Annotated in this window: 22 protein-coding genes and 1 pseudogene; 11 read left to right on the top strand and 12 right to left on the bottom strand. The window is 71.6% G+C overall.

What is annotated here, in order from left to right:
- Window positions 1-5: 5 nt before the first annotated feature.
- Complete coding sequence (locus ACIQ8J_RS21270; protein WP_403275331.1) at window positions 6-836, top strand: cytochrome c oxidase assembly protein; 831 nt, start codon at window positions 6-8, stop codon at window positions 834-836.
- On the opposite strand, the gene ACIQ8J_RS21275 is transcribed toward ACIQ8J_RS21270, so the two are convergent.
- From ACIQ8J_RS21275 to ACIQ8J_RS21285, 3 genes and pseudogenes are all read right to left on the bottom strand, one after another.
- Complete coding sequence (locus ACIQ8J_RS21275) at window positions 816-2,177, bottom strand: NAD(P)/FAD-dependent oxidoreductase (protein ID WP_403275333.1); 1,362 nt, start codon at window positions 2,175-2,177, stop codon at window positions 816-818. The two genes, ACIQ8J_RS21270 and ACIQ8J_RS21275, sit on opposite strands and share 21 nt — an antisense overlap.
- 209 nt (window positions 2,178-2,386) lie before the next feature.
- Window positions 2,387-2,878, bottom strand: a complete 492-nt coding sequence (locus ACIQ8J_RS21280; protein WP_403275335.1) for a peptidylprolyl isomerase — start codon at window positions 2,876-2,878, stop codon at window positions 2,387-2,389.
- 230 nt (window positions 2,879-3,108) lie between these two features.
- Window positions 3,109-3,303: pseudogene (locus tag ACIQ8J_RS21285) on the bottom strand (sugar transporter); the annotation flags it as partial.
- A 227-nt stretch (window positions 3,304-3,530) separates the two neighbouring features.
- Here ACIQ8J_RS21285 and ACIQ8J_RS21290 point away from each other — a divergent pair.
- Complete coding sequence (locus tag ACIQ8J_RS21290) at window positions 3,531-3,752, top strand: dodecin (RefSeq protein ID WP_399051954.1); 222 nt, start codon at window positions 3,531-3,533, stop codon at window positions 3,750-3,752.
- Between the two features lie 119 nt (window positions 3,753-3,871).
- On the opposite strand, the gene ACIQ8J_RS21295 is transcribed toward ACIQ8J_RS21290, so the two are convergent.
- Complete coding sequence (locus ACIQ8J_RS21295; RefSeq protein ID WP_403275338.1) at window positions 3,872-4,360, bottom strand: hypothetical protein; 489 nt, start codon at window positions 4,358-4,360, stop codon at window positions 3,872-3,874.
- Between the two features lie 121 nt (window positions 4,361-4,481).
- Here ACIQ8J_RS21295 and ACIQ8J_RS21300 point away from each other — a divergent pair, with 121 nt between their 5' ends.
- The 3 genes from ACIQ8J_RS21300 (at window position 4,482) to ACIQ8J_RS21310 (ending at window position 9,802) form a co-directional block, all read left to right on the top strand.
- Window positions 4,482-5,504 (top strand): LLM class flavin-dependent oxidoreductase, encoded by a 1,023-nt coding sequence (locus ACIQ8J_RS21300; protein WP_403275340.1) that lies wholly within the window; start codon window positions 4,482-4,484, stop codon window positions 5,502-5,504.
- 54 nt (window positions 5,505-5,558) lie between these two features.
- Entirely contained in the window at window positions 5,559-7,901 is a 2,343-nt protein-coding gene (locus ACIQ8J_RS21305; protein WP_403275342.1) for an ATP-binding cassette domain-containing protein, read from the top strand.
- A gap of 152 nt (window positions 7,902-8,053) precedes the next feature.
- Entirely contained in the window at window positions 8,054-9,802 is a 1,749-nt protein-coding gene (locus ACIQ8J_RS21310; RefSeq protein WP_403275344.1) for a carbohydrate binding domain-containing protein, read from the top strand.
- Here the strand turns inward: ACIQ8J_RS21310 and ACIQ8J_RS21315 are convergent.
- Window positions 9,795-9,992 carry a hypothetical protein gene (locus ACIQ8J_RS21315; protein WP_403275345.1) on the bottom strand — a complete coding sequence of 66 codons (198 nt, stop codon included), beginning with the start codon at window positions 9,990-9,992 and terminating at the stop codon, window positions 9,795-9,797. The two genes, ACIQ8J_RS21310 and ACIQ8J_RS21315, sit on opposite strands and share 8 nt — an antisense overlap.
- Before the next feature lie 416 nt (window positions 9,993-10,408).
- Here ACIQ8J_RS21315 and ACIQ8J_RS21320 point away from each other — a divergent pair, with 416 nt between their 5' ends.
- Complete coding sequence (locus ACIQ8J_RS21320; protein ID WP_403275346.1) at window positions 10,409-11,089, top strand: hypothetical protein; 681 nt, start codon at window positions 10,409-10,411, stop codon at window positions 11,087-11,089.
- Window positions 11,090-11,165: 76 nt separating this feature from the next.
- Here ACIQ8J_RS21320 and ACIQ8J_RS21325 read toward each other — a convergent pair whose 3' ends face one another.
- The 3 genes from ACIQ8J_RS21325 to ACIQ8J_RS21335 are packed head-to-tail and all read right to left on the bottom strand — an operon-like array spanning window position 11,166 to window position 14,604.
- Window positions 11,166-11,921 (bottom strand): succinate dehydrogenase/fumarate reductase iron-sulfur subunit, encoded by a 756-nt coding sequence (locus ACIQ8J_RS21325; protein ID WP_403275347.1) that lies wholly within the window; start codon window positions 11,919-11,921, stop codon window positions 11,166-11,168.
- On the bottom strand, window positions 11,918-13,897 hold the full coding sequence (locus ACIQ8J_RS21330) for a fumarate reductase/succinate dehydrogenase flavoprotein subunit (RefSeq protein ID WP_403275349.1): 1,980 nt from the start codon (window positions 13,895-13,897) through the stop codon (window positions 11,918-11,920). The genes ACIQ8J_RS21325 and ACIQ8J_RS21330 overlap by 4 nt, the downstream gene beginning before the upstream one ends.
- A 2-nt stretch (window positions 13,898-13,899) precedes the next feature.
- Window positions 13,900-14,604, bottom strand: coding sequence for a succinate dehydrogenase (locus tag ACIQ8J_RS21335; protein WP_403275351.1), 705 nt, complete (start codon window positions 14,602-14,604; stop codon window positions 13,900-13,902).
- Window positions 14,605-14,687: 83 nt separating this feature from the next.
- On the opposite strand from ACIQ8J_RS21335, the gene ACIQ8J_RS21340 reads away from it, so the two are divergent.
- Window positions 14,688-15,602 carry a LysR family transcriptional regulator gene (locus ACIQ8J_RS21340; RefSeq protein ID WP_403275353.1) on the top strand — a complete coding sequence of 305 codons (915 nt, stop codon included), beginning with the start codon at window positions 14,688-14,690 and terminating at the stop codon, window positions 15,600-15,602.
- A 190-nt stretch (window positions 15,603-15,792) separates the two neighbouring features.
- On the opposite strand, the gene ACIQ8J_RS21345 is transcribed toward ACIQ8J_RS21340, so the two are convergent.
- From ACIQ8J_RS21345 to ACIQ8J_RS21355, 3 genes are all read right to left on the bottom strand, one after another.
- On the bottom strand, window positions 15,793-17,967 hold the full coding sequence (locus tag ACIQ8J_RS21345) for a putative bifunctional diguanylate cyclase/phosphodiesterase (protein ID WP_403275354.1): 2,175 nt from the start codon (window positions 17,965-17,967) through the stop codon (window positions 15,793-15,795).
- A complete protein-coding gene (locus tag ACIQ8J_RS21350) occupies window positions 17,964-18,776 on the bottom strand; it encodes an SAM-dependent methyltransferase (protein ID WP_403275355.1) in 813 nt (270 codons plus the stop codon). The genes ACIQ8J_RS21345 and ACIQ8J_RS21350 overlap by 4 nt, the downstream gene beginning before the upstream one ends.
- Window positions 18,777-19,032: 256 nt before the next feature.
- Window positions 19,033-19,977 (bottom strand): SCO0930 family lipoprotein, encoded by a 945-nt coding sequence (locus ACIQ8J_RS21355; protein WP_403275357.1) that lies wholly within the window; start codon window positions 19,975-19,977, stop codon window positions 19,033-19,035.
- Window positions 19,978-20,203: 226 nt separating this feature from the next.
- On the opposite strand from ACIQ8J_RS21355, the gene ACIQ8J_RS21360 reads away from it, so the two are divergent.
- From ACIQ8J_RS21360 to ACIQ8J_RS21370, 3 genes are all read left to right on the top strand, one after another.
- Window positions 20,204-20,770: a hypothetical protein gene (locus tag ACIQ8J_RS21360; RefSeq protein WP_403275358.1), complete on the top strand. Its 567-nt coding sequence runs from the start codon at window positions 20,204-20,206 to the stop codon at window positions 20,768-20,770.
- A 24-nt stretch (window positions 20,771-20,794) separates the two neighbouring features.
- Entirely contained in the window at window positions 20,795-21,556 is a 762-nt protein-coding gene (locus tag ACIQ8J_RS21365) for a DUF4239 domain-containing protein (protein ID WP_403275359.1), read from the top strand.
- Between the two features lie 207 nt (window positions 21,557-21,763).
- On the top strand, window positions 21,764-22,306 hold the full coding sequence (locus tag ACIQ8J_RS21370; protein WP_403275360.1) for a hypothetical protein: 543 nt from the start codon (window positions 21,764-21,766) through the stop codon (window positions 22,304-22,306).
- A gap of 109 nt (window positions 22,307-22,415) precedes the next feature.
- Here ACIQ8J_RS21370 and ACIQ8J_RS21375 read toward each other — a convergent pair whose 3' ends face one another.
- On the bottom strand, window positions 22,416-22,892 hold the full coding sequence (locus ACIQ8J_RS21375) for a hypothetical protein (protein ID WP_403275361.1): 477 nt from the start codon (window positions 22,890-22,892) through the stop codon (window positions 22,416-22,418).
- Between the two features lie 328 nt (window positions 22,893-23,220).
- Between ACIQ8J_RS21375 and ACIQ8J_RS21380 the strand changes: the two genes are divergently transcribed.
- Entirely contained in the window at window positions 23,221-23,880 is a 660-nt protein-coding gene (locus ACIQ8J_RS21380; protein ID WP_403275362.1) for a class F sortase, read from the top strand.
- Window positions 23,881-23,887 lie beyond the last annotated feature (7 nt).

The following is a 23,887-nucleotide window of genomic DNA, read 5'->3' on the forward strand; positions in this document are numbered from 1 at the left end:
TTCAGGTGACCGCCCACGCTCACGGTTCCGCCCAGCCGGGCGGGGCCGCGCTCCTCGCCGCCGGACTCGCGCTGTGCGGCGCGGTGGCGTACCTGCTCGCCACGGCCCGGCTGCGCCGCCGCGGGGACCGCTGGCCCGCCGTCCGGGACCTCTCCTTCGGTGCGGGCGCGGCCGCTCTGGTGACGGCTGCCCTCGTCCCGCTGCCCGGCGGTCCGTTCACGGCCCATATGGCCCAGCACCTGGCCACCGGCATGGCGGCCCCGCTGCTGCTCGTACTGGCCCGCCCGGTCACGCTCGCCCTGCGGTCCCTGCCACCGGGGCCCCGGCGCCGTCTGCTGGCCGCGGTGCGCTCGCGGCCGGCCGGGGTGCTCGTGCTCCCGCCGGTGGCGGCGCTGCTCGACGCGGGCGGGCTCTGGCTGCTGTACCGCACGCCGCTGTTCGCGGCCGCACACGAGCGGCCCTGGCTGGCGGCCCTGGTCCATGCCCATGTGTTCGCGACCGGGCTGCTGTTCTCGGCCGCGGTCTGCGGGCTGGATCCGCTGCGGCGCCGCCACGGGGTGGTGCCGCGGGCGGCCGCCCTGGTCGCGGCGGGCGGCGCGCACGCCGTCCTCGCCAGGACCCTGTACGCGAGCGGCCCGCCCGGCACCCACTACGCCCCGGCCGATCTCGCGGCCGCCGCCGAGTCGATGTACTACGGCGGCGACCTCGTCGAGATCGTCCTCGCGGCGGCCGTCGCGGCCCAGTGGTACGCGGCCGGCGGGCGGCGGCTCGCGCGTGAGAGCCGCCGCCGCACACCGCGCCGGGAGCCGCCCGCGTCAGCCTCGTACGGTCAGTGAGGCCGTGTGCGCACGGACCTGCTCCGGGGTCAGATAGGCGTCGGTGTACTCGAAGTCCCGCAGCGTGGCGGGCTTTTGGGCCTGGAATCCGGTGCGGACGAAATCGTCACCGGCGACCGCGTTCAGCAGCCAGTTGGTGAGGACCCGGGTCTTGGCGACATTGGTGCGCAGCGCCGACCAGTGGTAGCCGCGCGCCACGGCCTGGGCGGGCAGACCGCGCAGTTCGATGCCGAGCGGCTTGGAGACGGCGTCGCTGCCGCCGAGGTCGACCACGAGCCCCAGGTCCTTGTGTTCGTAGGGCCGCAGCGGCTGGTGGCGGAGCGCGGCCACGATGTTGTCGGCGGCCTTCGGCCCCTGGCGCATGGCGTGCTGGGCGGTCGGCGGGCAGAAGGCGCCGTCGCCCTTGGCGAGGTCGGGCACGGCCGCGGCGTCGCCGAGCGCGAACACCCCGTCGAGGTCCGGCACGGTCATTTCGGGGGTCACCAGGAGCCGGCCGCGCTCCGTCTGCGCGTCGAGGGTGCCGACGAGGGGGCTGGCGGCGACGCCCGCCGTCCAGATCAGGGTGCGGCAGGGCAGCACGCGGCCGTCGGTGAAGGTCACCTTGTCGGCCCCCGCCTCGGCTACGGACACCCCGAGCGACACCTCGATACCGCGCTTCTGCAGGATCTCCAGGGCGGCCTTGCCGAGCTTGTCGCCGAGTTCCGGCATGAGCTTGGGGGCGATGTCGATGAGGTGCCACTTGATCTGCCGCGGGTCCAGGCGCGGATACTTCTTGACCGCGTTCTGGGTCAGCCGCTGGAGGCAGGCGGCGGTCTCGGTGCCGGCGTAGCCGCCGCCCACGACCACGAACCGCAGCCGGGAGGCCCGTTCCTCCGCGTCGTCGCTCGCGTCGGCCAGATCGAGCTGGGCGATGACGTGGTCTCGGATGTACGCGGCCTCCGCGAGGGTCTTCATGCCGCGGGCGTGGTCGAGCAGTCCCGGGATGTCGAAGGTGCGGGTCACACTGCCGGGGGCCAGGACGATGTAGTCGTACGGCTGGTCGAGTGTCTCTCCGGTGATCTTGCGTATGACGCAGACCTTCGCCCTGGGGTCCACCCCGATGGCGCCGCCGGGGATGATCCGGGTGCGGTGCCTGGCGCTGCGCCGCAGGGAGACGGCCACCGACTGCGGGGTCAGCACTCCGGCCGCGACCTGGGGCAGCAGGGGCAGATACAGCTGGTAGGAGAACGGGGTGACCAGGGAGATCTCCGCCTCTCCCGGAGTCAGCCGGCGTTCCAGGCGTCGTACGCATTCGACCCCTGCGAATCCGGCACCTACGACGAGAATCCTCGGTCGTGCCACGGTGTGCGTCCTTTCCCTGGGACTGAGAACGGGGACCTGAGAACCGGGCCGTCCACTGCCCGAGTGCCCCTGACCGGCGTCCGTCAACACCCCCATAGTGATCAACGGAACGCGGCCGCACCACCGAATGCCCCGACCTCGTGGCGTGAAACGGCGCTGCCCTCCCCGGGAGGTCCGGGAAGGGCAGCGCCGTTCGGGCACGTGGGGCGTCAGGCGACGGTGCCGCTCGCGCTGATGACGACGTCGGCGCGCGGGGCGCCGCTGCGGGTGCCGAGCCCCTCGATCTGCTGCACCAGGTCCTCGCCCTCGACGACCTCGCCGAAGACGACGTGCTTGCCGTCCAGCCACGGGGTGACGACGGTCGTCACGAAGAACTGGGAGCCGTTGGTGTTCGGGCCGCGGTTGGCCATCGACAGCAGGAACGGCCGGTCGTGCTTGAGGGAGAAGTTCTCGTCGGCGAACGTGGCGCCGAAGATGCTCTTGCCCCCGGTGCCGTTGCCGTGGGTGAAGTCGCCGCCCTGGAGCATGAACTCCGGGATGACGCGGTGGAAGGCGGAACCGGCGTAGCCGTAGCCGTTCTGGCCGGTGGCGAGCTCGCGGAAGTTGCGCGCGGTCTCCGGGACGACGTCGTCGAAGAGCCGGAAGACGATGCGGCCGGCGTCCTTGCCGTCAATGGTGATGTCGAAATAAACGTTCTGCATGGGCCCCATCCTGACATCAGCCGTCCCGTGACCCAATCCCGGCTCACCCCGTCGGCCCCGCCGTGACGCGAAACCGGTCCCGGAGCCTCACGGGAAGAGCAGCGTGGTGATCCGGTCGGAGGCGGCCTTGGCGGCCTTCTTGGGGTCGTCACCATCGAGCACGGCCGTCATGTACGGCTTGATCGGGTTGTCGGCCTCGACGGCCGCCCACCGCGCCGGGTCGGGCGTGGCCCGGCCAGGGTGTACCAGTTCTGCCCCGCCAGGTAAATCCCTTGCGTGGAGCCGGAGTTGAGCTTCTCAGTGTCGGCGACGTTGCCCGGCTGGGCGAGGCCGGGCAGCCAGTCGCCGCTGCCCCAGTCGCGCAGCGACTCCAGGGTCATGTCGAGCAGACCGCCGCTCGCCGCGTACTGGGGCACCTGGGTGTTGCGGCGGATCTTCACGAAAGGTCACCTCCTGCGCGTTGGCCAGCAGTCATGACCCGACGCGGGGGGGGCAAGCGCGGTATGGCCTGTTCGGGTGTGGCTCGTGAGTTTGGTACGACCACAGAGGCGGTCCAGCCCCGGGACCCCCCTCGCGCCCCACCGGCCGATGTCTCGCGGAGTGCCGCCGGGTGGGGCACGGTGGAGTAACGCGACGAGAGGGGAGCACCTCCATGTCCCAGCACACCTACCGCGTCACCGAGATCGTCGGCACCTCCCACGAGGGGGTGGACCAGGCCATCCGCAACGGCGTCGCCCGCGCCGCGGAGACCCTCCGCAATCTGGACTGGTTCGAGGTGACGCAGGTCCGCGGCCACATCGAGAACGGCGTGATCGAGCACTACCAGGTCGGCATGAAGGTCGGCTTCCGGCTGGACGACGACGCGGAGGCCTGACGGCTAAGGCCAGACGGCAGAAGCCGACCTGACGGCAAATACCCGACCGCGGAAGTCTGACCCTCTACGTCAGCTTCAGGCTCAGCCGCGTCGCAGGGCACTGGCGCTCACGGGCCGCCTCAGGTGCGGCCCTCGCGCTCCTGCGCGTCCTTCAGCGCCTCGGACGCACCGGTCCACCGTGCCCGTACGACACGGAACCCGGCCTGTTCGGCGGCGTCGCACACGAGCTCGTCGTCGTCCACCAGCATGCGGACCTCGCGGCCGCGGCCGAGACCGCGCAGGATCTCCAGCTTGGTGGCGCGGGCGGGCCGCCGGTCGTCGTTGCGCCGCATGTGGATCCGACCGGCCGGCAGCGCCTGCCCGGCGAGCCACTCCACGGTGTCCTCGCGGCACCGTTCGGGCCGCCCGGTGAGATACACCACCTCGCACTCCTCCGCGGTCTTCAGGCACAGCTCCACGCCCTCGGCCAGCGGCGGGTCGGCGGGGGCCGCGCCGAAGAACGCGTCCCAGTCGCGCGGCTTGCGGTCGAGGAAGTGCTGACGGTGGGCGCTGTCCGCGAGGGTGCCGTCCAGGTCGAACACGGCCAGGGGCCTGCTGTTGTCGATCACGCCTCCAGGGTAGGGGCGCGCGGCGGGCCGGAATCGGGTGGGACGTCCGACGCGGGCCAGAGCATCGTCACGGCCGCCGCCCCCTCGGGAATCCTGGCGCGGCGCAGGTGTTGAACCCTGTGTGAGCTCAGTGATCGCGTCGACCCGTTTCTCCGTCCTCGACCGCTCGCGCATCCGCGCCGGGCACGGCGGACCGCAGGCACTGCGGGACACCGTGGCGCTGGCCCGCGAGGCCGAGCGGCTCGGCTACCACCGCTTCTGGGTGTCCGAGCACCATGCGGTGCCCGGCGTCGCGGGTTCCGCACCCGCCGTCCTGGCCGCAGCGGTGGCGGCGGCCACCACCGGCATCCGGGTCGGCACCGGCGGCGTGATGCTGCCCAATCACCAACCCCTGGTCGTGGCCGAGCAGTTCGGGGTCCTGGAGTCGCTCTTCCCGGGACGGATCGACATGGGGCTCGGGCGTTCGGTGGGGTTCACCGACGCGATACGCAAGGCGCTGGGCCGCGACAAGAAGGACGCCGACGACTTCGCGGCCCAACTCGCCGAGCTGCTCGGCTACTTCGACGGTACGCAGACCGCGCACCCCCACGTCCGGGCCCGCCCCGCCGAGGGCCTGGCCGTGCCCGCCTTCGTCCTCGCCACCGGGAAGGGCGCCGAGGTCGCCGCCGCGGCCGGGCTCCCTCTCGTCATCGCGAACGTGCGCGGCGAGGACGCGATGCTGCGCGCCATCGACGACTACCGCGACGCCTTCCGCCCCTCCGCCCACTCGGAGCACCCGTACGTCGTGCTCTCCGGCACCGTCGCCGTCGCCGAGACCACCGAGACGGCCCGCCGGATCCTGCTTCCGGAGGCCTGGGCGACGGCGTACTCGCGCACGCGCGGAGAGTTCCCGCCGCTGTCCCCGGCGGAGGGGATCATCCCGGCGGCGATGACCGAGCGCGAACGGGCCCTGTTCGAGGAGGCGCTGCGCGGCCAGGTGCACGGTACCGAGGAGGAGGTGGCCGACGCTCTGGAGAAGCTCCTCGCGCGCAGCGGCGCCGACGAGTTCCTCGTCACGACGAGCACGTACGACCGGGCCGCCCTGCTCGACTCCTACCGGCGGCTCGCCCGCCTCGCGGGTCTGACCGGCCGCCCGGCGGACTGACCGGCCCCCGTGGTCCGAAGATCGGCGAGCGGGACGCGACCGTAGAATTCCGGTATGCAAAGCCCCCCTGACCCGTTCGTCCGTGTCCGCGGTGCCCGCGAGAACAATCTGCGCGGGGTCGATGTCGACATTCCGCGTGACTGTCTCGCCGTGTTCACCGGCGTCTCCGGGTCGGGGAAGTCCTCGCTCGCGTTCGGCACGATCTACGCCGAGGCGCAGCGGCGCTACTTCGAGTCGGTCGCGCCGTACGCCCGCCGTCTGATCCACCAGGTGGGCGCGCCGAAGGTCGGTGAGATCTCGGGGCTGCCGCCCGCCGTGTCCCTGGAGCAGCGCCGCTCGGCGCCCTCCTCGCGGTCGTCGGTCGGCACGGTGACCACGCTCTCCAACTCGCTGCGGATGCTGTTCTCGCGGGCCGGCAGCTACCCGTCCGGCGCCGAACGCCTCGACTCGGACGCCTTCTCGCCCAACACGGCCGCCGGTGCCTGCCCCGAGTGCCACGGCCTCGGCCGCATCCACCGCACCAGCGAGGAGCTGCTGGTCCCCGACGCCTCGCTGTCCATCCGCGAGGGCGCGATCGCCGCCTGGCCGGGCGCCTGGCAGGGCAAGAACCTCCGCGACGTCCTCGACACCCTCGGGTACGACGTGGACCGCCCCTGGCGCGAGCTCGACCGGAAGGACCGCGACTGGATCCTGTTCACCGACGAGCAGCCGGTGGTCACCGTGCACCCGGTGCGCGAGGCGGGCCGCATCCAACGCCCTTACCAGGGAACGTACTTCAGCGCCCACCGCTATGTGATGAAGACGTTCGCGGAGAGCAAGAGCCAGTCGCTGCGGGCCAAGGCGGAACGCTTCCTGACCGCCGCCGACTGCCCGGCCTGCGGCGGGCGCCGGCTGCGCCCGGAGGCGCTCGCCGTCACCTTCGCGGGCCGGACGATCGCCGAGCTCGCGGCCCTTCCGCTCAGCGCGCTTGCGGAGCTGCTGCCCACCGCGGGCGGCGGCACGAGCGCCGACGCCCTCACCGCCGACCTGCTCGCGCGCATCGGCCCCGTGCTCGAACTCGGCCTCGGCTATCTGAGCCTCGACCGCTCGGCCCCCACCCTCTCGGCGGGCGAACTCCAGCGCCTGCGGCTCGCCACCCAGCTGCGCTCCGGGCTCTTCGGCGTCGTGTACGTCCTGGACGAGCCGTCGGCGGGCCTGCACCCCGCCGACACCGAGGCGCTGCTCACGGTCCTCGACCGGCTGAAGGCGGCGGGCAATTCGGTGTTCGTGGTGGAGCACCATCTCGATGTGGTGCGGAACGCGGACTGGCTGGTCGACGTGGGTCCGCTGGCGGGCGAGCACGGCGGCCGGGTGCTGCACAGCGGTCCGCCGGCCGAGCTGGCCGACGTGGCGGAGTCGGCGACGCGCCGCTTCCTGTTCGACCGCTCCCCCGCACCGCGTCGCGCGGTCCGCGAGCCACGCGGCCGGCTGGAGCTGACCGGGATCACCCGGCACAACCTGCGCGGCGTCGACGCGACGTTCCCGCTCGGCGTGTTCACGGCCGTGACCGGCGTCTCCGGCTCCGGCAAGTCCACCCTGGTCGATGCGCTGACCGATGAACTCCCGGGCGTGGGACGGCTGGTGAGGGTGGATCAGAAACCGATCGGCCGCACACCCCGCTCCAATCTGGCCACGTACACCGGTCTCTTCGACGTGGTACGCAAGCTCTTCACCGACACGGCCCAGGCGAAGGCGCGCGGCTACAAGGCGGGGCGGTTCTCGTTCAACGTGGCGGGCGGGCGGTGCGAGACCTGTCAGGGCGAGGGGTTCGTGTCGGTGGAGCTGCTGTTCCTGCCGAGTACGTACACGCCCTGCCCGGACTGCCGCGGTGCGCGCTACAACCCCGAGACGCTCGAAGTCACCCTGCGGGGGCGCACCATCGCGGAGGTCCTCGACCTGACGGTGGAGGCGGCGGCCGAGGTCTTCGCGGACGTCCCGTCCGCCGCCCGCAGCCTCGGCACCCTGCTCGACGTCGGGCTCGGCTATCTGCGGCTGGGGCAGCCCGCCACCGAGCTGTCGGGCGGCGAGGCCCAGCGCATCAAGCTCGCCACCGAGCTCCAGCGGGTGCGCCGCGACCACACGCTGTACGTCCTCGACGAGCCGACGACGGGGCTGCATCCGGCCGATGTCGAGATCCTGCTGCGCCAGTTGCACGGCCTGGTCGAGGCGGGCCATTCGGTGGTCGTCGTGGAGCACGACATGGCGGTGGTCGCGGGCGCCGACTGGATGCTCGACCTCGGTCCGGGCGGCGGCGACGAGGGCGGCCGCATCGTGGCGGCGGGACCGCCGGCCGAGGTCGCCGACGCCGGGGCGGGCCGTACCGCGCCGTATCTCGCGAAGGCGCTGGCCGGGATCTGAACCGGCCGCCGGGGCCCCGACTCGCCTGTGCCGCAGGCCAGTTGACCCACCGGGCAAACAGCGCGGAATGAATTGGCCTAGACCCTTGACCGACTGTTGGTCCAGACCAATCATGAGGCGTCCGCACTCTCACCCACCTCCCCGGAGCCCCGATGAGACGCCCGAGATCCGTCCGCGCCCTGCTCGCCACGCTCAGCACAGTCGCCGCGTCCGCCGGCCTCGTCATCGGGGCCGGCGGCGCCGCGCACGCCGCCACTCCCCTGCCCGCCCATGTCTTCGCGCCGTACTTCGAGGCGTACTCCTCCGACAGCCCCGCCGACCTGGCGCAGAAGTCCGGGGCCGCATACCTGACCATGGCCTTCGTCCAGGCCGACGCGAAGGGCTCCTGCACCCCGTACTGGAACGGCTCGACCGGTCAGCCGATCTCCTCGTCGGTGTTCGGCGCGGACTTCACCACCATCCGCTCGCGCGGCGGCGACGTCATCCCGTCCTTCGGCGGGTACGCCGCGGACAACGGCGGCACCGAGATCGCGGACAGCTGCACCAGCGTGGACTCGATCGCGGCGGCGTACGAGAAGGTCATCACGACCTACGACATGTCGCGGCTCGACATGGACATCGAGGACAACTCGCTGACCAACCAGGCGGGCATCGACCGCCGCAACCAGGCGATCAAGAAGGTGCAGGACTGGGCGGCGGCCAACGGCCGGTCGGTGCAGTTCTCCTACACCCTGCCCACCACCACGAGCGGACTCGCCTCCAGCGGTCTCTCGGTGCTCCAGAGCGCGGTCACGTACGGCGCGAAGGTCGATGTCGTCAACATCATGACCTTCGACTACTACGACGGTGCCACGCACAACATGGCGAACGACACCCAGTCCGCCGCCACCGGGCTCTACAACCAGCTGGCCTCCCTCTACCCCGGCAAGACGCCCGCCCAGCTGTGGGGCACGGTCGGCGTCACCGAGATGCCCGGCATCGACGACTACGGCGCGGCCGAGACCTTCAGCACCGCCGACGCGACCGCCGTCTCCAACTGGGCCACCTCCAAGGGCATCAACACCCTCTCCCTCTGGGCCCTCCAGCGCGACAACGGCGGCTGCCCCGGCACCGGTGGCAAGGACACCTGCTCCGGCATCGCCCAGGACCCGTGGTACTTCAGCCACACCTTCGAGCCGTTCACCGGGGGCGGCGGGCCGGTCCAGGACGACTTCTCGGTGGCCGTCGCACCCGGCTCGGCGTCCATCGCGCCCGGCGGGTCCACCATCGCGGCCGTGAGCACGGCGGTGACCTCGGGCAGCGCCAAGACGCTGGCGCTGACGGCGACCGGCGCGCCCGCCGGGGTGACGGCCACGCTCAGCCCCGCCTTCGTCACCGCGGGCGGCTCGGCGCAGCTCTCGGTCAGCGCCTCGGCCTCGGCCGCACCCGGCACCTATCCGATCACCGTGACGGGAACGGCCGGCACGCTCACCCGCTCCACGACCTTCACGCTCACCGTGTCGGGCCCCGGCGGCGGCACCGGCGCGCTGGTCAACGGCGGCTTCGAGAGCGGTTCCCTCGCGCCGTGGACCTGCGAGAGCGGCGCCGCGGTGGTGTCGAGCCCGGTGCACGGCGGCTCGTACGCCGTGCAGACCGCACCGACCTCCGCGCAGACCGGCGAGTGCTCCCAGACGCTGACCCTCACCCCCAACACCCAGTACACGCTGAGCGGTTGGGTGCAGGGCAGCTACGCCTACCTCGGTGTGCGGGACGGCGCGACGGGCAGCACCTGGACCAGCTCGGCCGGCTGGTCCAAGCTGACGGTGCCGTTCACGACGGGCGCCTCGGGCACCGTGACCGTCTATCTGCACGGCTGGTACGGGCAGGGCGCGGTGTACGGCGACGACTTCTCTGTCAGCTAGGGGACGTGCGGTCGGTCAGGTGCCCCGGGGGGGTCTCCACCTCGGCGCGGATCGCCCGCATGATCGGGGCGACGTCGGCGGCGGTGAAGCTCATCTTGGCGCTGGTGCCGTCGGCCTTCGAGATGAGGGTGATACCGGCGGCGGTGGTTGCGGATAACCGGCCGCGACCCGCGGGGCACTGAGCACCCACGAGGCCCCGCCGACGCCACCGCCGTCCGAACTCCCGCCCCCGGACACGCTCCCAGCCGCGGCCGGACCGGCCGCGGCGGCACCGCCGCGGCCGCCCGGGTGGCGACCGACGCGCTGCGGCAGGCGGCCCGTGACCACGCCGAGGCCGAACCGCCACCGGACGCGCGAGGGGCGACATCGTCGTCCGCCCGCTGCACGACCCCACCGAGGCGCCGCCGCCCCCGGCCCGTCGCCGGACCCAGCGCCCCCTTGCTGACGATCTGTAGCACGACTGGATCCACCGGCAAGCTGATGCTCCGTCAAATTACTGGCGAGGAGTCTCCTTTTCGCCCCTCCGCCCCGGACTTACTCTCAAGTCACCTCAGTTCCTCCTCGCATCCCCACACCATCGAATCCGTTCGACCGAGGAGTCCCCCCATGGCAATCCGCAGCTCACGCATGCTCGCGATACTCGCTCCGGCCGCCGCCGCGGCCCTCGTGCTCGGCAGTACGGCGGGCGCGAGCGCCCGCCCCGCGGCCGACCCGACCACCGTGACACCGGCCGGCCACTCCTTCGCGGCCCAGCTCACCGGCCAGGCCACCTTCACGGCCGGGTCCACCACCATGACCTGCAACGTCTCGGCGTCCGTCCCCACCACCGACTCCAACAACCAGGTCCCGGCCGAGCCCGGCAACCACAACGACGCGGGCCCGGTGTCCGCACCCATCAACCCGCCCACGTTCAGCGACTGTTCGACCAGCATCGGCGGGGTGAGCGTGACCGCCAGCACCAACACGGACAACGGCTCGTGGAGCATCTCGGCCCAGAACGGCGCGCCCGTCGCGGCCGGACTGACCATGCCCCAGGGCGGGTTCGTCCTCACGACCAGCGGCCTGGCCAGCTGCACGATCACCGCGTCGCCCGACGGCCCCACCACCGTCTCCGGCGCCTGGACCAACGGCGCGCCGTCCTCGCTGGCCATCAGCGGCGCGCCCGTGGCCGCCACCGTGACCGGCGGATTCCTCTGCCCGACGGGCAGCCAGAGCGCCACCTTCTCGGCCACGTACAACGTCACCGACACGACCGACCCGGCGCAGCAGATCACCGTAACCGGCTGATCCAGCACGGGAGTTGGGCAAGCGAGACGCCCCCGGGATCACCGGGGGCGTTCTCGTCGCGCGGCGAGGAGGTGTGTCAGCGGCCGACCTTCTTCGCCTTCCTCGTCGCCCGCAGCCACTCCTTGTTCATGGCCGCGATCGACGGCAGCGGGATGCCCTTGGGGCAGGCCGTCGCGCACTCCCCGGTCAGCGTGCAGCCGCCGAAGCCCTCGTCGTCCATCTGCCCGACCATGTCGAGCACTCGCGTCTCGCGCTCGGGCGCGCCCTGCGGCAGCACGTTCAAGTGGTTGATCTTCGCCGAAGTGAACAGCATCGCCGAGCCGTTGGGGCAGGCCGCGACGCACGCGCCGCAGCCGATGCACTCGGCGTGCTCGAAGGCGAAGTCGGCGTCCGGCTTGGGCACCGGCGTGGCGTGCGCCTCGGGGGCGGCGCCGGTCGGCACGCTGATGTAGCCGCCGGCCTGGATGATCCGGTCGAACGCCGAGCGGTCCACGACCAGGTCCTTGACCACCGGGAACGCCGAGGCACGCCACGGCTCGACGTCGATGGTGTCGCCGTCGCTGAAGGACCGCATGTGGAGCTGGCAGGTGGTGGTGCGTTCGGGGCCGTGGGCGTCGCCGTTGATGACGAGCGAGCACGCGCCGCAGATGCCCTCGCGGCAGTCGTGGTCGAAGGCGACCGGCTCCTCGCCCTTGAGGATGAGTTCCTCGTTGAGCGTGTCGAGCATTTCGAGGAACGACATGTCGGTGGAGATGCCGTCGACGTCGTAAGTCGCCATGGCGCCGGGCGAGTTGGTGTTCTTCTGGCGCCAGACGCGCAGGGTGAGCTTCATGCGTAGCTCCGCTGGGTGGGGTGGACGTACTCGAAGACGAGGTCTTCCTTGTGCAGGACGGGGGCGTCGCCGGAGCTGTGCTCTCCCGGGGGACGCCCCCCGGCCCCCCGGAATTCCCAGGCGGCGGCGTACGAGAACTCCTCGTCGCGGCGGGCCGCCTCACCGTCCGGGGTCTGGGACTCCTCGCGGAAGTGGCCTCCGCAGGACTCGGCGCGGTGCAGCGCGTCGAGACACATCAGCTCGGCGAGCTCCAGGTAGTCGACGACGCGGTTGGCCTTCTCCAGGGACTGGTTGAACTCCTCCCCGGTGCCCGGCACCTTGATCCGGCGCCAGAACTCCTCGCGGATCTGCGGGATCCGGTCGAGCGCCTTGCGCAGGCCCTCCTCCGTGCGGGCCATCCCGCAGTACTCCCACATGAGTTCACCGATCTCGCGGTGGAAGGAGTCGGGGGTGCGGTCGCCGTCGACGGAGAGGAGCAGGTTCAGTCGGTCCTCGGTTTCGGCGACCGCCTCGGCAACTGCCGGGTGTGCGGCGGTGATCGCGTCCTGGTGGGGGTTGCGTGCCAGGTAGTCGTTGATGGTCGACGGCAGGACGAAGTAGCCGTCGGCGAGGCCCTGCATCAGCGCGGAGGCGCCGAGCCGGTTGGCGCCGTGGTCGGAGAAGTTGGCCTCGCCGATCGCGAACAGGCCCGGGATCGTGGTCTGGAGGTCGTAGTCGACCCACAGTCCGCCCATCGTGTAGTGCACGGCGGGGTAGATCCGCATCGGTGTCTCGTACGGGTTCTCGGCGGTGATCCGCGCGTACATGTCGAAGAGGTTGCCGTACTTCTCCTCGACCTCGGCGCGGCCCATCCGGGCGATGGCGTCCGCGAAGTCCAGGTAGACGCCCTGCCCGCCGGGTCCGACTCCGCGCCCCTCGTCGCACACGTTCTTGGCGGCGCGCGAGGCGATGTCGCGCGGGACCAGATTGCCGAAGGACGGGTAGATGCGCTCCAGGTAGTAGTCGCGCTCGTCCTCGGGGATCTGGTGCGCGGGCCGCTGGTCGCCCTTGGCCCTGGGGACCCAGATGCGGCCGTCGTTGCGCAGCGACTCGCTCATCAGGGTGAGCTTGGACTGGTGCTCGCCGGTGCGCGGGATGCAGGTGGGGTGGATCTGGGTGAAGCAGGGGTTGGCGAAGTACGCGCCGCGGCGGTGCGCCCGCCAGATGGCCGTGGCGTTGGAGTTCATGGCGTTGGTCGAAAGGTAGAAGACGTTGCCGTAGCCGCCGCTCGCGAGGACCACCGCGTCCGCGAAGTACGTGTCGATCTTCCCGGTGACGAGATCGCGGGCGACGATGCCGCGCGCCTTCCCGTCCACGACGATCAGGTCCAGCATCTCCGTGCGGGCGTGCAACTCGACGTTCCCGGAGGCGATTTGACGCGACAGGGCCTGGTAGGCACCGAGCAGCAGCTGTTGGCCCGTCTGGCCGCGGGCGTAGAACGTACGCGAGACCTGGACGCCGCCGAAGGAGCGGGTGTCGAGCAGCCCGCCGTACTCGCGGGCGAACGGCACGCCCTGCGCGACGCACTGGTCGATGATCTCGACGGAGATCTGCGCGAGGCGGTGGACGTTGGACTCGCGGGCCCGGAAGTCGCCGCCCTTGACGGTGTCGTAGAAGAGGCGGTGGACGGAGTCGCCGTCGTTGCGGTAGTTCTTCGCGGCGTTGATGCCGCCCTGCGCGGCGATCGAGTGGGCGCGTCGCGGCGAGTCCTGGAAGCAGAACTGGACGACGTGGTAGCCCTGTTCGGCCAGTGTGGCGCCCGCCGAGCCGCCCGCGAGCCCGGTTCCGACGACGATCACGGTGTGCTTGCGGCGGTTGGCCGGGTTGACCAGCTTGGCCTCGAAGCGCCGGGTGTCCCAGCGCTCGGCGATGGGCCCCTGCGGGGCCTTCGCATCGGCCACCGCGCTGCCCACGGTGTATTCGGTGTACGAGGTCATGCTCAGCTCACCACTTTGGTCATGACGGCGACGGGTACGGAGATGAATCCGGCGAACAGCACCAACGCCAGTGCGTTGGCAAGGAACTTGAGGATCCGGTCACGCGTCGCGCTGCCCACGCCGAGGGTCTGGGCGGCGCTCCAGAAGCCGTGCCGGACATGCAGTCCGAGCGCGGCCGTCGCCACGATGTAGATGACATTCCCGTACCAGGTCGAGAAGGTGTCCACGACGTTCTGGTAGGGGTGCCCCGGCCGGAATCCGGAGTGCACGGTGCCGGTCGTCAGGTCGAGGATGTGCCAGACGATGAACAGGGCGAGGATGATGCCGCCCCAGCGCATCGTGCGGGTCGCGTAGCTGGCGCGGGCCCGCTGGTGGACGTACTTGCTCGGCCGCGCCCTGATGTCGCGCCGGCTGAGCTGATAGGCGCAGACCGCGTGTCCGACGACGGCGGCGACGAGCACCACGCGGATGAGCCACAGGGCCCACTCGTAGTGCAGGAAGGGTTCGCCGATGGTCCGCAGCCAGTGCGCGTACGCGTTGAACTGGCCCGCCCCGAAGAAGATCTTCAGGTTGCCCATCATGTGAACGACCAGGTAGAGCAGCATGATCAGACCACTCACGGCCATGACCGTCTTCTTGCCGACGGTCGAGTCCCAGAGTGTGCGCGTCATGGACGGCCGTTTGTCCGTCCGCGTTGCCAGAGCCATGTCATAGACGCTAGGGGCGAAGGACCTGAGAGGTCCAAGACATGGTTCGGCTCATCTTCATAGCGATGACCTATCGTGGAGTCATGCAGTTCCAGCAGCTCCTCTATTTCGTGGCGGTCGCCGAGACCCGGCACTTCACCCGGGCCGCCGAGCGCGTCCATGTCTCGCAGCCCTCGCTCTCCCAGCAGATCAAGGCGCTGGAGAACGAGCTGGGCGCCGAGCTCTTCAGCCGCGCCCGCGGCAACATCGCGCTCACCGACGCGGGCGAGGCGCTGCTCCCGCTGGCCCGGCGCATCCTGGCGGACGCGGACACCGCGCGCATCGAGGTCCAGGAGCTGGCCCAGCTGCGCCGCGGCCGGGTCCGGCTCGGCGCGACCCCGAGCCTGTGCACCGGTCTGCTCCCGGACGTGCTCCGCGCCTTCCACGACCGGCATCCGGGCATCCAGCTCCTCATCGAGGAGGGCGGCTCCCACGATCTCGTACGTGAACTGGCGCGCGGCGCACTGGACTTGGCGCTCATCGTGCTGCCGCTCCCAGCCGCCTCCCCCGCCCTCACCACGATCGAGCTGCTCCAGGAGGACCTGGTGGTCGTCTCCTCCCCCGCCGAAGCGCCGCCCGGCGACGGGCCCCGGGTGCGGATCGCCGATCTGCGCCAGGCACCGCTCGTGATGTTCCGGCACGGCTACGACCTGCGGGAACTGACGGTGGCCGCCTGCCGGGCCGAGGGCTTCGAGCCCGCGTTCACCGTGGAGGGCGGCGAGATGGACGCGGTGCTCGGTTTCGTACGGGCCGGTCTCGGTGTGGCCGTGGTGCCGAGCATGGTGGCGGCGCGCGCCGGTGACCTACGGGTCACCCCGCTGGCCCGTCCGGGCCTGCGCCGCACGATCGCCCTGGCCCACCGCAGCGACGTGGACCCGCCGCGCGCGGCACGGGAGTTGCAGCGGGTACTCCTGAGCATCGGCACCGGCCAACTGAATTCCAGCCCGTCGCCCAGCTGAATCCCAGCCCCCTCCACCCGGCCAAATACCAGCCCCTCATGGGGGTCCCCCCTGGACCTTTGGTCCTTGGGGGAGCTTGAGGAGCGGGGGCCCGGGGGCAGCGCCCCCGGACACGGTCCGCGGACGATCGACGGGGGGACGGGCAGAGCCCGGGTGCGGCTCCAGTTCCGCCGAGCCCCGCCCCGAGAGGTCACACCGCGTCGACCAGCGCCAGACTGTGGATCCGGTCCGGCGCGCCCGGTCGCGCGTAGTACCAGCCCTGAGCCGTGTCGCAGCCCAGTTCCTTCAGCTGCTCGGCCTGGGCCCCCGTCTCCACGCCCTCCACCGTCACCGCGAGCGACAGGCTGTGCGCGAGGGACACGATCCCCTCGACGATCTTGATGTCCACGGGGTCGGCGGGCAGTTGCTGCATGGACTGGGTGAAGGACCGGTCCAGCTTGAGCACGCTCACCGGGAGCCGGCGGAGGTTGGCGAGGTTGGAGTAGCCGGTCCCGAAGTCGTCCAGAGCTATGTCGACGCCCATCTCGGCGAGCTGGCGCAGCGGCTTCAGGAGGTCGTCGTCGGCGCCGATGAGCGCGGACTCGGTGACCTCCAGGCAGAGCGCGCCGGGGACGAGCCCGGTGCGCTCCAGCATCTCCACGGTGTCGGCGACCAGACCGGGGTGGTGCAGCTGGGTCGGCGACAGGTTGACGTTGATGCGCAGCGGGCCGCCGTCGGTGGCGCCGGGGTGGGCCTCCTGCCAGGCCCTGGCCTGGCGTACGGACTCCTGCATCACCCAGCGGCCCAGCGGCACGATGAGCCCGGTGTGCTCGGCCAGCGGGATGAACCGGTCGGGTCCGAGCACCCCGTGCTGCGGATGCGACCAGCGCACCAGGGCCTCGGCGCCGTGCACGCTGCCGTCGCCGAGGTGCACCAGCGGCTGGTACTCGATGAAGAACTCGCCGCGCTCCAGGGCGGCGGGCAGCGCGTTGGTGAGCCCGTGCCGGGTGATCGCGCGGGCGTCGGCCTCGGCGTCGGCCCACTCGAAGCGGTTGCCGCCCGCCGACTTGGCCCGGTACATCGTGATGTCCGCGCTGCGCAGCACCTCGGCCGGGCTGCGCTCGCCCGCCGGGCCCTCCACGACGCCGATCGAGCCGCGCACGGTCAGCTCGCGGCCCTCGATGCGGATCGGGGTGGCGAGGGTGTTCAGGATGCGCGAGGCGAGTTCGTCGGCCTCGAATTCGGTGTCCGGACCCGTGGTGAGCGCGACGAACTCGTCGCCGCCGAGCCGGGCCACCATTTCGCCGGGTCCGGTCGCACACGTCTGGAGCCGGTCGGCGACCTCCACCAGGAGCCGGTCGCCCGCCGAGTGGCCCAGGCTGTCGTTGACCGCCTTGAAGCCGTCGAGGTCGAGGTAGCAGAGCCCGAACCGCTTGCCGTCGCCCGGTGCGAGCGCCTTCTCCAAGCGCTCGAAGAACAGGGTGCGGTTGGGCAGTCCGGTGAGCGCGTCGTGGGTGGCCTCGTAGCGCAGCCGCAGGTTGAGCAGCCGGCGTTCGGTGGTGTCCTCCATCAGCGCGAGCTGGTACTGCGGCCGGCCCTCGGCGTCGCGCAGGAGCGAGACGGTGAGATTGGTCCACAGGACGGTGCCGTCGCCGCGGTAGTAGGGCTTCTCGATCCGGTAGTGGTCGCGTTCGCCGCGTACCAGCTCCTCGTACAGCTTCCAGACCTGCGGGGCGTCCTCGGGGTGCACCCACTCGCTGACGTTGCGGCTGCGGATCTGGCCCTCGATGCCGCCGAACATCCGGGTGAGGGTCTCGTTCACCTCCAGGACCCGGCCCTCCAGGTCCGCGATGCCGATGCCGATCGCGGCGCCCTCGAAGACCGCGCGGAACCGGGTCTCGGTGGCGTGCAGGGCGTCGAGGGCGGCGCTGCGGGCCGACATCGCGGAGCGGGCGATGGCCTCCTGCTCGACCAGCGTGCGTTCGCGCAGGGCCGCCGCGAAGCCGGCCGCGAGCGCGTGCTGGAGCCGGGCGCAGCGGGCCCGCGCCTCGTCGGCGGCCAGTTCGTCACCCGCGCCGCAGTACAGGACGAGGTAGGAGTCGACCACGCCGAGGGTGCGGCTGAGGGCGTCCGGGTCGGTGCAGTGCACGGCGACCAGAGCGGCACCGGCCTCGTGGGCGGGTGCCGGGTCGAAGTGCCGCGCGTGCAGGGCGTGGATGAGCCGGCGGGCCAGCGGCACGAGGTGCTGCTCGAACTCGGGGCGGGTCAGCGAGGTCGCGGTCACCGGGAAGATCGCCCGGCCCCAGATCGTCGCGAACCGTCTGAGTCTGTCCTCGGGGCTGTCCGGCTCCGTGTCCGGGCCCTGTGCCTGGGGCGGGATGCTCACGCTTTGCGCCCCACACCGGCAAAGCCCGAGAAGGCGTACGGATCCTCCTGGTCGGGCGCGTTCTCCGGCCGCCACAGCGGCATCGAGACCAGACCGGGCTCGACCATGGCATAGCCCTCGAAGAACCCGGCGATCTCCTCGTGCGAGCGCATCACCAGAGGGTTCCTGATGTTGCGGTAGACGTCCACCGTGCCGACGGCCTCTTCCTCGCTGAGTGGGATGCCTTCGTAGGAGGCGTGGGTGAGGACGAGGAGGCTGCCGGGGGCGAACGCGTCGCGCAGCGCGGCCACGGCGGCGTACGGGTCGTCCTGGTCCTCGACGAAGTGCAGCACGGCGACCAGGAGCAGCGCCACCGGCCTTGACAGGTCGAGGAGTTGAGCCGTCTCGGGGGCGTTCAGGATGTCCTGGGGCTTGCGCAGGTCGGCTGCGGCGATCGCGGCCCGCTCGTTGCCTTCGAGGACGGCCCGGCTGTGCGCGACGGCCACCGGGTCGTGGTCGACGTACAGCACGCGGGCTTCCGGGCTGGCCTTCTGGGCGACTTCGTGGACGTTTCCGAAGGTCGGAATTCCGGAGCCGATGTCCAGGAATTGCGTGATGCCCTCGTCCACGGCGAATCGCACGGCGCGGCGCATGAAGGCCCGGTTCGCCTGCATGATCTTGGGGAGTCCCGGCATGTGCCGCATGGCTTCGCGGGCCGCCTCCCGGTCGACCTCGAAATTGTGCGAACCGCCCAGGTAGTAGTCGTAGATGCGGGACACGCTCGGCATCGAGATGTCGATGCCCTGGGGGGCCCAGGCAGGACGCTCCATCAATGTCTCCAACAAGTCGCCGCAGCACGGCCATGACCATGACCATGTTCGCGCCTGAGGCTACTGATCGTCCGCCGGGAGGGCGAGTAAAAACGGAAAATGGCCGTCCGCTATTTGGTCACACGCCCAGGGCATGTGCGCCGCATCGTACGGGTATACGAGCGCGGGTACGCAATCGAGACGGTCGGCGGCGCGAGCAGCGGCCCGCCACCGCGCGGGGGGTCGCGGTGGCGGGCCGACTGGATTGGGCCGTGGGTTACTTGGGTGCGCCGATGAGCTTTCCCTCGGGGGACACGGCGTACCACGTGCCGCCCACGCCCTGGCCATTGGTGTCTCCGGGCTTGGTGTCACCGGAGAACGTGTAGACGGGCCAGCAGGTGATCGACTGCTGCTTGACGCCGTCGGGCCGGTCGAAGGTGACGAAGCCCTTGAGGGCGATGCCCTTGGTGTTGCTCTTGTCGACCGGGGCGACCACCGGCCACTTCTGCAGACAGGCGCCGGTGCAGGCGGACTTCATGGGCCAGGCCGAGTCCTTCTTGAACCGGTACACGGTCATGCCGCGCGCGTCGACGATGACGTCGCCGAGCTTGGGGTCCGTACGGACCGAGAGACCCGGCAGGGACTGCGCCGGGGCGGCGGCCGCGGCCTTCTTGCCGTCGGGCGCGGCCGCGTGCCAAGTGCCGCCCACGCCCTGTCCGTTGGTGTCGCCGGGGCTGGTGTCCTTGGCGTAGCGGTACATCGGCCAGCCGCCGATGGTGAGCTGCTTGGTGCCGTCGGCGCGGGTGACCGAGCCGAGCAGCGAGGGATCGGCGCCCGCGGCCGCGGTGACGCCGTTGGCGGGGACCGCGGGCCAGGCCTTCGCGCAGTCGCCCGAGCAATTCGACTGGGGCGGACTCGCGGTGTCCTTGTCGAAGCGGTAGAGCGTGAACCCGGCGCTGTCGGTGACGACCTTGCCGAGTTCCTTGCTGTCGGTGACGGCCAGTTGACCGGCCTGCTTGGCGGCGGACTCGGCGCCGCCCGCCTGCCCGTAGCCGCCGCTGGAGCCGTAGCCGCTGTCGGCGGGCTGCTGGGCGGGGCTCGCGTTGCCGACCGACTGACCGGTGCCGGAACCGCTCGCCTTGTCCTGGCCGCAGGCCGTCGCGGTCAGTGCCAGTACTGCTGCCGCCGCTGCCGCGAGCGATGCGCTGCGCCAGGTACCCATGTCAACTCCCGTTGTCCGTAAGGATGTTGTGGCGCGGAGGGCGCCGGTTCATGGCCCTAAGTACGGGCGGCGGGCGATGGTGTGTTCAACGCGGGCGAAGGAATTTTCCGGACCGCCCCGAACAACTGGTCAACGTCCCGACCGCAGACGCGAGGTATCTCCCCCCTTCAGGCGAATCGGTTCGACGCCCCCCGTTACGACGGTCCGACGGACCGATGATCACCCCGTGCAAGGACGACACCTCGCCGAACGGCTGCTCGCCGCATCGGCCCTCACCCTGCTGCTGGCCGCCCCGGCACCGGCCGCACTGGCCGACGCCTGCGCGTACGCCTCCGTCTCGCAGGACGACACGGGCGGTTCGAACTGGGCGGTCGCGGGCGCGGGCCACGCGCTGTGTCCCACGCCGGAGCCCACCCCGCCGCGCCCCACCCCGCCGCCCCCCAGCCCGCCGGCTCCCCCGTCGGCACCGCCGCCCAGACCGCCGGCGAAACCCGCTCCCCGGCCCACGCCTCCGCCCCGCCCGGAGCCCCCGCCGACACCGCCGCCCGCGGTGCACCGGCCCGCGCCGGCACCCGCGCCACCCGCGCCCCCTGTGGCGCCTCCCCCGCCCGCTCCGTCCGCGCACCCCGCGCCCCCGCCCGCCCGTCGGGTCGCGCTGCGCAACTACCGGATGCCGCCGCGCAAGAAGGCCGCGCCGCGGCTGTCCCCCGTCACCCTCACACTGCTCCTCACCGCGCCCGCCGTACTCGGCGCGGCTCTGCTGCGCACCCGCTCCGGCTCGCGCACCCGCTGAGCCCGATCCCTCTGAGAGGTCCCCTTGTCCGACTGGCTCGTCCTGGCCATCGCCATGGCCGCCGCATGCGCGGTCGTGCTCACCATCACCCTGTTCAGCAACCGGCGGCTCGCCCCGGACGACGACCCCTCCGAGACCCCGGACGTCATCGAATACATGACGATGATGGTCGGCGTGGTGTACGCCATCGTGCTCGGCCTCGCCATCGCGGGCGTCTGGGAGGGCCGCGGCGCCGCGCAGGAGGACGTGCGGCAGGAGGCGCAGGCGCTGCACGAGATCGACCGGCGGGTCCAGGTGTATCCGGCGGAGGTACGCGACCGGACCCGGGCCGACGTCGAGGCGTACGCCTCCTATGTGGTGCACACCGAGTGGAGCCACATGGCCGAGCACGGCGACGTCACCGCCGAGGGCGGCCAGAAACTGGAGAAGATCCGCCGCGATGTGACGGACTACCACCCGCAGAACGACTTCGAGACCCAGGCCTACCAGCCGCTGGTGGACCAGGTGGGCGCCGTCGACGACGCGCGGACCGGGAGGGCGGAGGGCGCGAGGGCCACCATGCCGGGGGTCGTCTGGTTCGGACTGATCGTCGGGGCCGTCGTCACGGTCGGGATGATCTTCACGCTCCAGATCAGGCGCACCTGGCGGGAGTTGCTGCTCGCCGGGCTCTTCAGTGCTCTGATCGCCTTCCTGCTCTTCCTCATCTGGGACTTCGACGCCCCCTTCGGCCGGGGCATCTCGGCTACGGCGGGGCCGTTCTACGAGCTGTTCCCGGGCATCGGCTGACGCGCCGCCCGGCCGGTGCGGGCGGGGCCGGCCCGCTCTGACGGCGCGTCGGGCCCGCTCGGCCGCGCGGGGGACCTCGATGCCCCATTCGCCGGACACCGATCGCGACACGCCGCGCCCGCTCCTAGCGTTTCGGGCATCGAGGTGCATTCACCCGTATCTGTGGAATCGGTCCGCAGCTGCCCCTCGGGGACCGGAGGATTGACCATGGGCGCGATACGCATCGCATCCGCAGCCCTGCTCGGCGCTGCCGCCCTGCCGCTCGCCGCGCCCGTCGCCGCGGCGGCCGGCAGCGCCGGCGGAGGCAACATCACGTCGTTCGCCTTCAGCGTGACCCCCTCGACGATCGCCCCCGGCGGTCAGGTCACGCTGAACGTCACGGGCTGTGCGGGCGATGCCACGGCGTCCTCCGGTGTCTTCAACACCGTCACCATCCCCCGGGACAGTTCGAGATTCGCGACGGTCGACTTGGATGCCAAGCTCGGCGCCTCGTACACCGTGACGTTCGCCTGCGGCAGCGAGCGCGGCACCACGCAGCTGACGATCACCGGCGGCTCGCAGCCGACCATCAGCTCCACCGTCCGGCCCCTCACCCCCACCACCGCTCCGCGCGGGGTGCGCGGCGGCCTCGGCGGCAGCATGGGCGGCGTGGACGACGTCGATTTCGCGGTGGGTGCCGCTCTGGTCGCGGTGGCCGGCTGCGGTGCGCTCTTCTGCCTGCGCCACCGCTCGCCCCGGCGGTATCACTAGCGTCCACGGCCCCAACGGCCCGTCGCCCCCGAGTCCTGGCCAGGACTCGGGGGCGACGGGCCGTTGGGGCCGTTCCGGGAGGTTCGTCCGGTCAGAGAGGTGCGTCCCGTCAGACCCGTACGTCTGCGCGCCGGCGGCGGGCCACGAACACGGCGCCGCCGATCGCCGCAATGCCGACGAGGGCGCCGCCGACCGCCATCTCGGTGCCGCTCGGGCCGGCCGCGCCGCCGAGCCCGCCCTCGGCGCCCCGGCCTTCGAGGACTCGGAAACTGCGGGTCGCCACCCGGTCGTTGTCGTTGCACTTGACCGCCAGGTTGTAGTTCCCCGGGGTGGTGTGGTCGTGGATCCTCGCGGTCGCGAAATTGCTGTCGCCCGCCGAGAGGTGGATCTCCTCGAAGGCGTTCGAGGTGACTCTGCCGCCGTGGCCGCAGCCCCTGGCGCTGATCCTCAGCGTGGCGCCCTGGTGGACCGAGGAGGGGTCGACGTCGACATTGATCGGGCCGTCGGTCGCGGCGGCCAGGGGGGCGGCGAGCCCGACCGCGGCACCGGCGGCCAGCGCCACCGTGAGAGCGCGTGAAGCACGCATGGTTGAACCTCCATGGGAGGACGCCCCAAAGCCGTGCTCCGGGATGATCGACGAGTACGCCTCCCATGACGAACACTCACCGCCGCTCATACAAGCCGCATTTCGGCACTGATCCACCCTGGTGAACCGGCCCGCCCCCGTACGGCCCACGGAATCTGACGGACTCGCAGGTCACAGACCGTCAGATCGGTTTTGCCGACGCAATACCCGGATGGGTCAGGACCGGTGGACCGCCACCCGTTCGCCGCTGCCCGATCGCCGACCCGGCGCCGCTCCCTTACGGTGCTCGAAGGCGCTGGGGCCCACGGCGAAGGAGACACGGAGAGACATGGCGCAGGAAGAGAGCGGCGTGGAGCGTCGAAGGCGCTCCCCGTGGGGAGTCCTGGCCCTGGTGATGCTCACCGGCCTTGCGCTGATGCGCAACGGCGCGGACGTCACGATGGGCCCGCCGCAGCCCGCCGCCGCGGCGGCGCTGAACAACCGGTCGAGCACTGCCGCCTCGGCGTCGCCGATTGCCGCGGTCGAGCCACTGCCCTACGCGCCCGCCGCCCGCATCCGGATCGACGCGCTCAAGGTGGACGCGCCCATCCTCGACGTCGGCACGGACGCCCAGGGCTGGGTCCAGGCTCCCCCGCCGCAGGACCCGAACATCGCGGGCTGGTACCAGAACGGCGTCGCCCCCGGTCAGCGCGGCACGGCCGTGATCGTCGGCCACGTCGACAACGCGACGGGCCCCGCGGTCTTCTACGGGCTCGGCCTGCTCCAGAAGGGCAACCACATCGAGGTGGCCCGCTTCGACGGCCGCACCGCCGTGTTCGAGGTGTACGGCGTCGAGGTGTTCGAGAAGGCCACCTTCCCGGGTGCCCGGGTGTACGGCGACACCGGGCACCCGGAGCTCCGGGTGATCACCTGCGGCGGCGGCTTCTCCAGGACCCGGGGGTACGAGGGGAACGTGGTGGCCTTCGCCCGCCTGATCGCCGTGAAGTAGCCGGCCC

This window comes from Streptomyces sp. NPDC094147, assembly GCF_044764265.1.
Lineage (GTDB): Bacteria > Actinomycetota > Actinomycetes > Streptomycetales > Streptomycetaceae > Streptomyces.

Coding starts and splice junctions, on each gene's coding strand:
- ACIQ8J_RS21380 (WP_403275362.1), top strand. CDS start 23,221: ATGGCGCAGGAAGAGAGCGGCGTGGAGCGTCGAAGGCGCTCCCCGTGG.
- ACIQ8J_RS21355 (WP_403275357.1), bottom strand. CDS start 19,977: ATGGGTACCTGGCGCAGCGCATCGCTCGCGGCAGCGGCGGCAGCAGTA.
- ACIQ8J_RS21320 (WP_403275346.1), top strand. CDS start 10,409: ATGGCAATCCGCAGCTCACGCATGCTCGCGATACTCGCTCCGGCCGCC.
- ACIQ8J_RS21340 (WP_403275353.1), top strand. CDS start 14,688: ATGCAGTTCCAGCAGCTCCTCTATTTCGTGGCGGTCGCCGAGACCCGG.
- ACIQ8J_RS21325 (WP_403275347.1), bottom strand. CDS start 11,921: ATGAAGCTCACCCTGCGCGTCTGGCGCCAGAAGAACACCAACTCGCCC.
- ACIQ8J_RS21335 (WP_403275351.1), bottom strand. CDS start 14,604: ATGGCTCTGGCAACGCGGACGGACAAACGGCCGTCCATGACGCGCACA.
- ACIQ8J_RS21350 (WP_403275355.1), bottom strand. CDS start 18,776: ATGGAGCGTCCTGCCTGGGCCCCCCAGGGCATCGACATCTCGATGCCG.
- ACIQ8J_RS21370 (WP_403275360.1), top strand. CDS start 21,764: ATGGGCGCGATACGCATCGCATCCGCAGCCCTGCTCGGCGCTGCCGCC.
- ACIQ8J_RS21280 (WP_403275335.1), bottom strand. CDS start 2,878: ATGCAGAACGTTTATTTCGACATCACCATTGACGGCAAGGACGCCGGC.
- ACIQ8J_RS21305 (WP_403275342.1), top strand. CDS start 5,559: ATGCAAAGCCCCCCTGACCCGTTCGTCCGTGTCCGCGGTGCCCGCGAG.
- ACIQ8J_RS21375 (WP_403275361.1), bottom strand. CDS start 22,892: ATGCGTGCTTCACGCGCTCTCACGGTGGCGCTGGCCGCCGGTGCCGCG.
- ACIQ8J_RS21290 (WP_399051954.1), top strand. CDS start 3,531: ATGTCCCAGCACACCTACCGCGTCACCGAGATCGTCGGCACCTCCCAC.
- ACIQ8J_RS21310 (WP_403275344.1), top strand. CDS start 8,054: ATGAGACGCCCGAGATCCGTCCGCGCCCTGCTCGCCACGCTCAGCACA.
- ACIQ8J_RS21330 (WP_403275349.1), bottom strand. CDS start 13,897: ATGACCTCGTACACCGAATACACCGTGGGCAGCGCGGTGGCCGATGCG.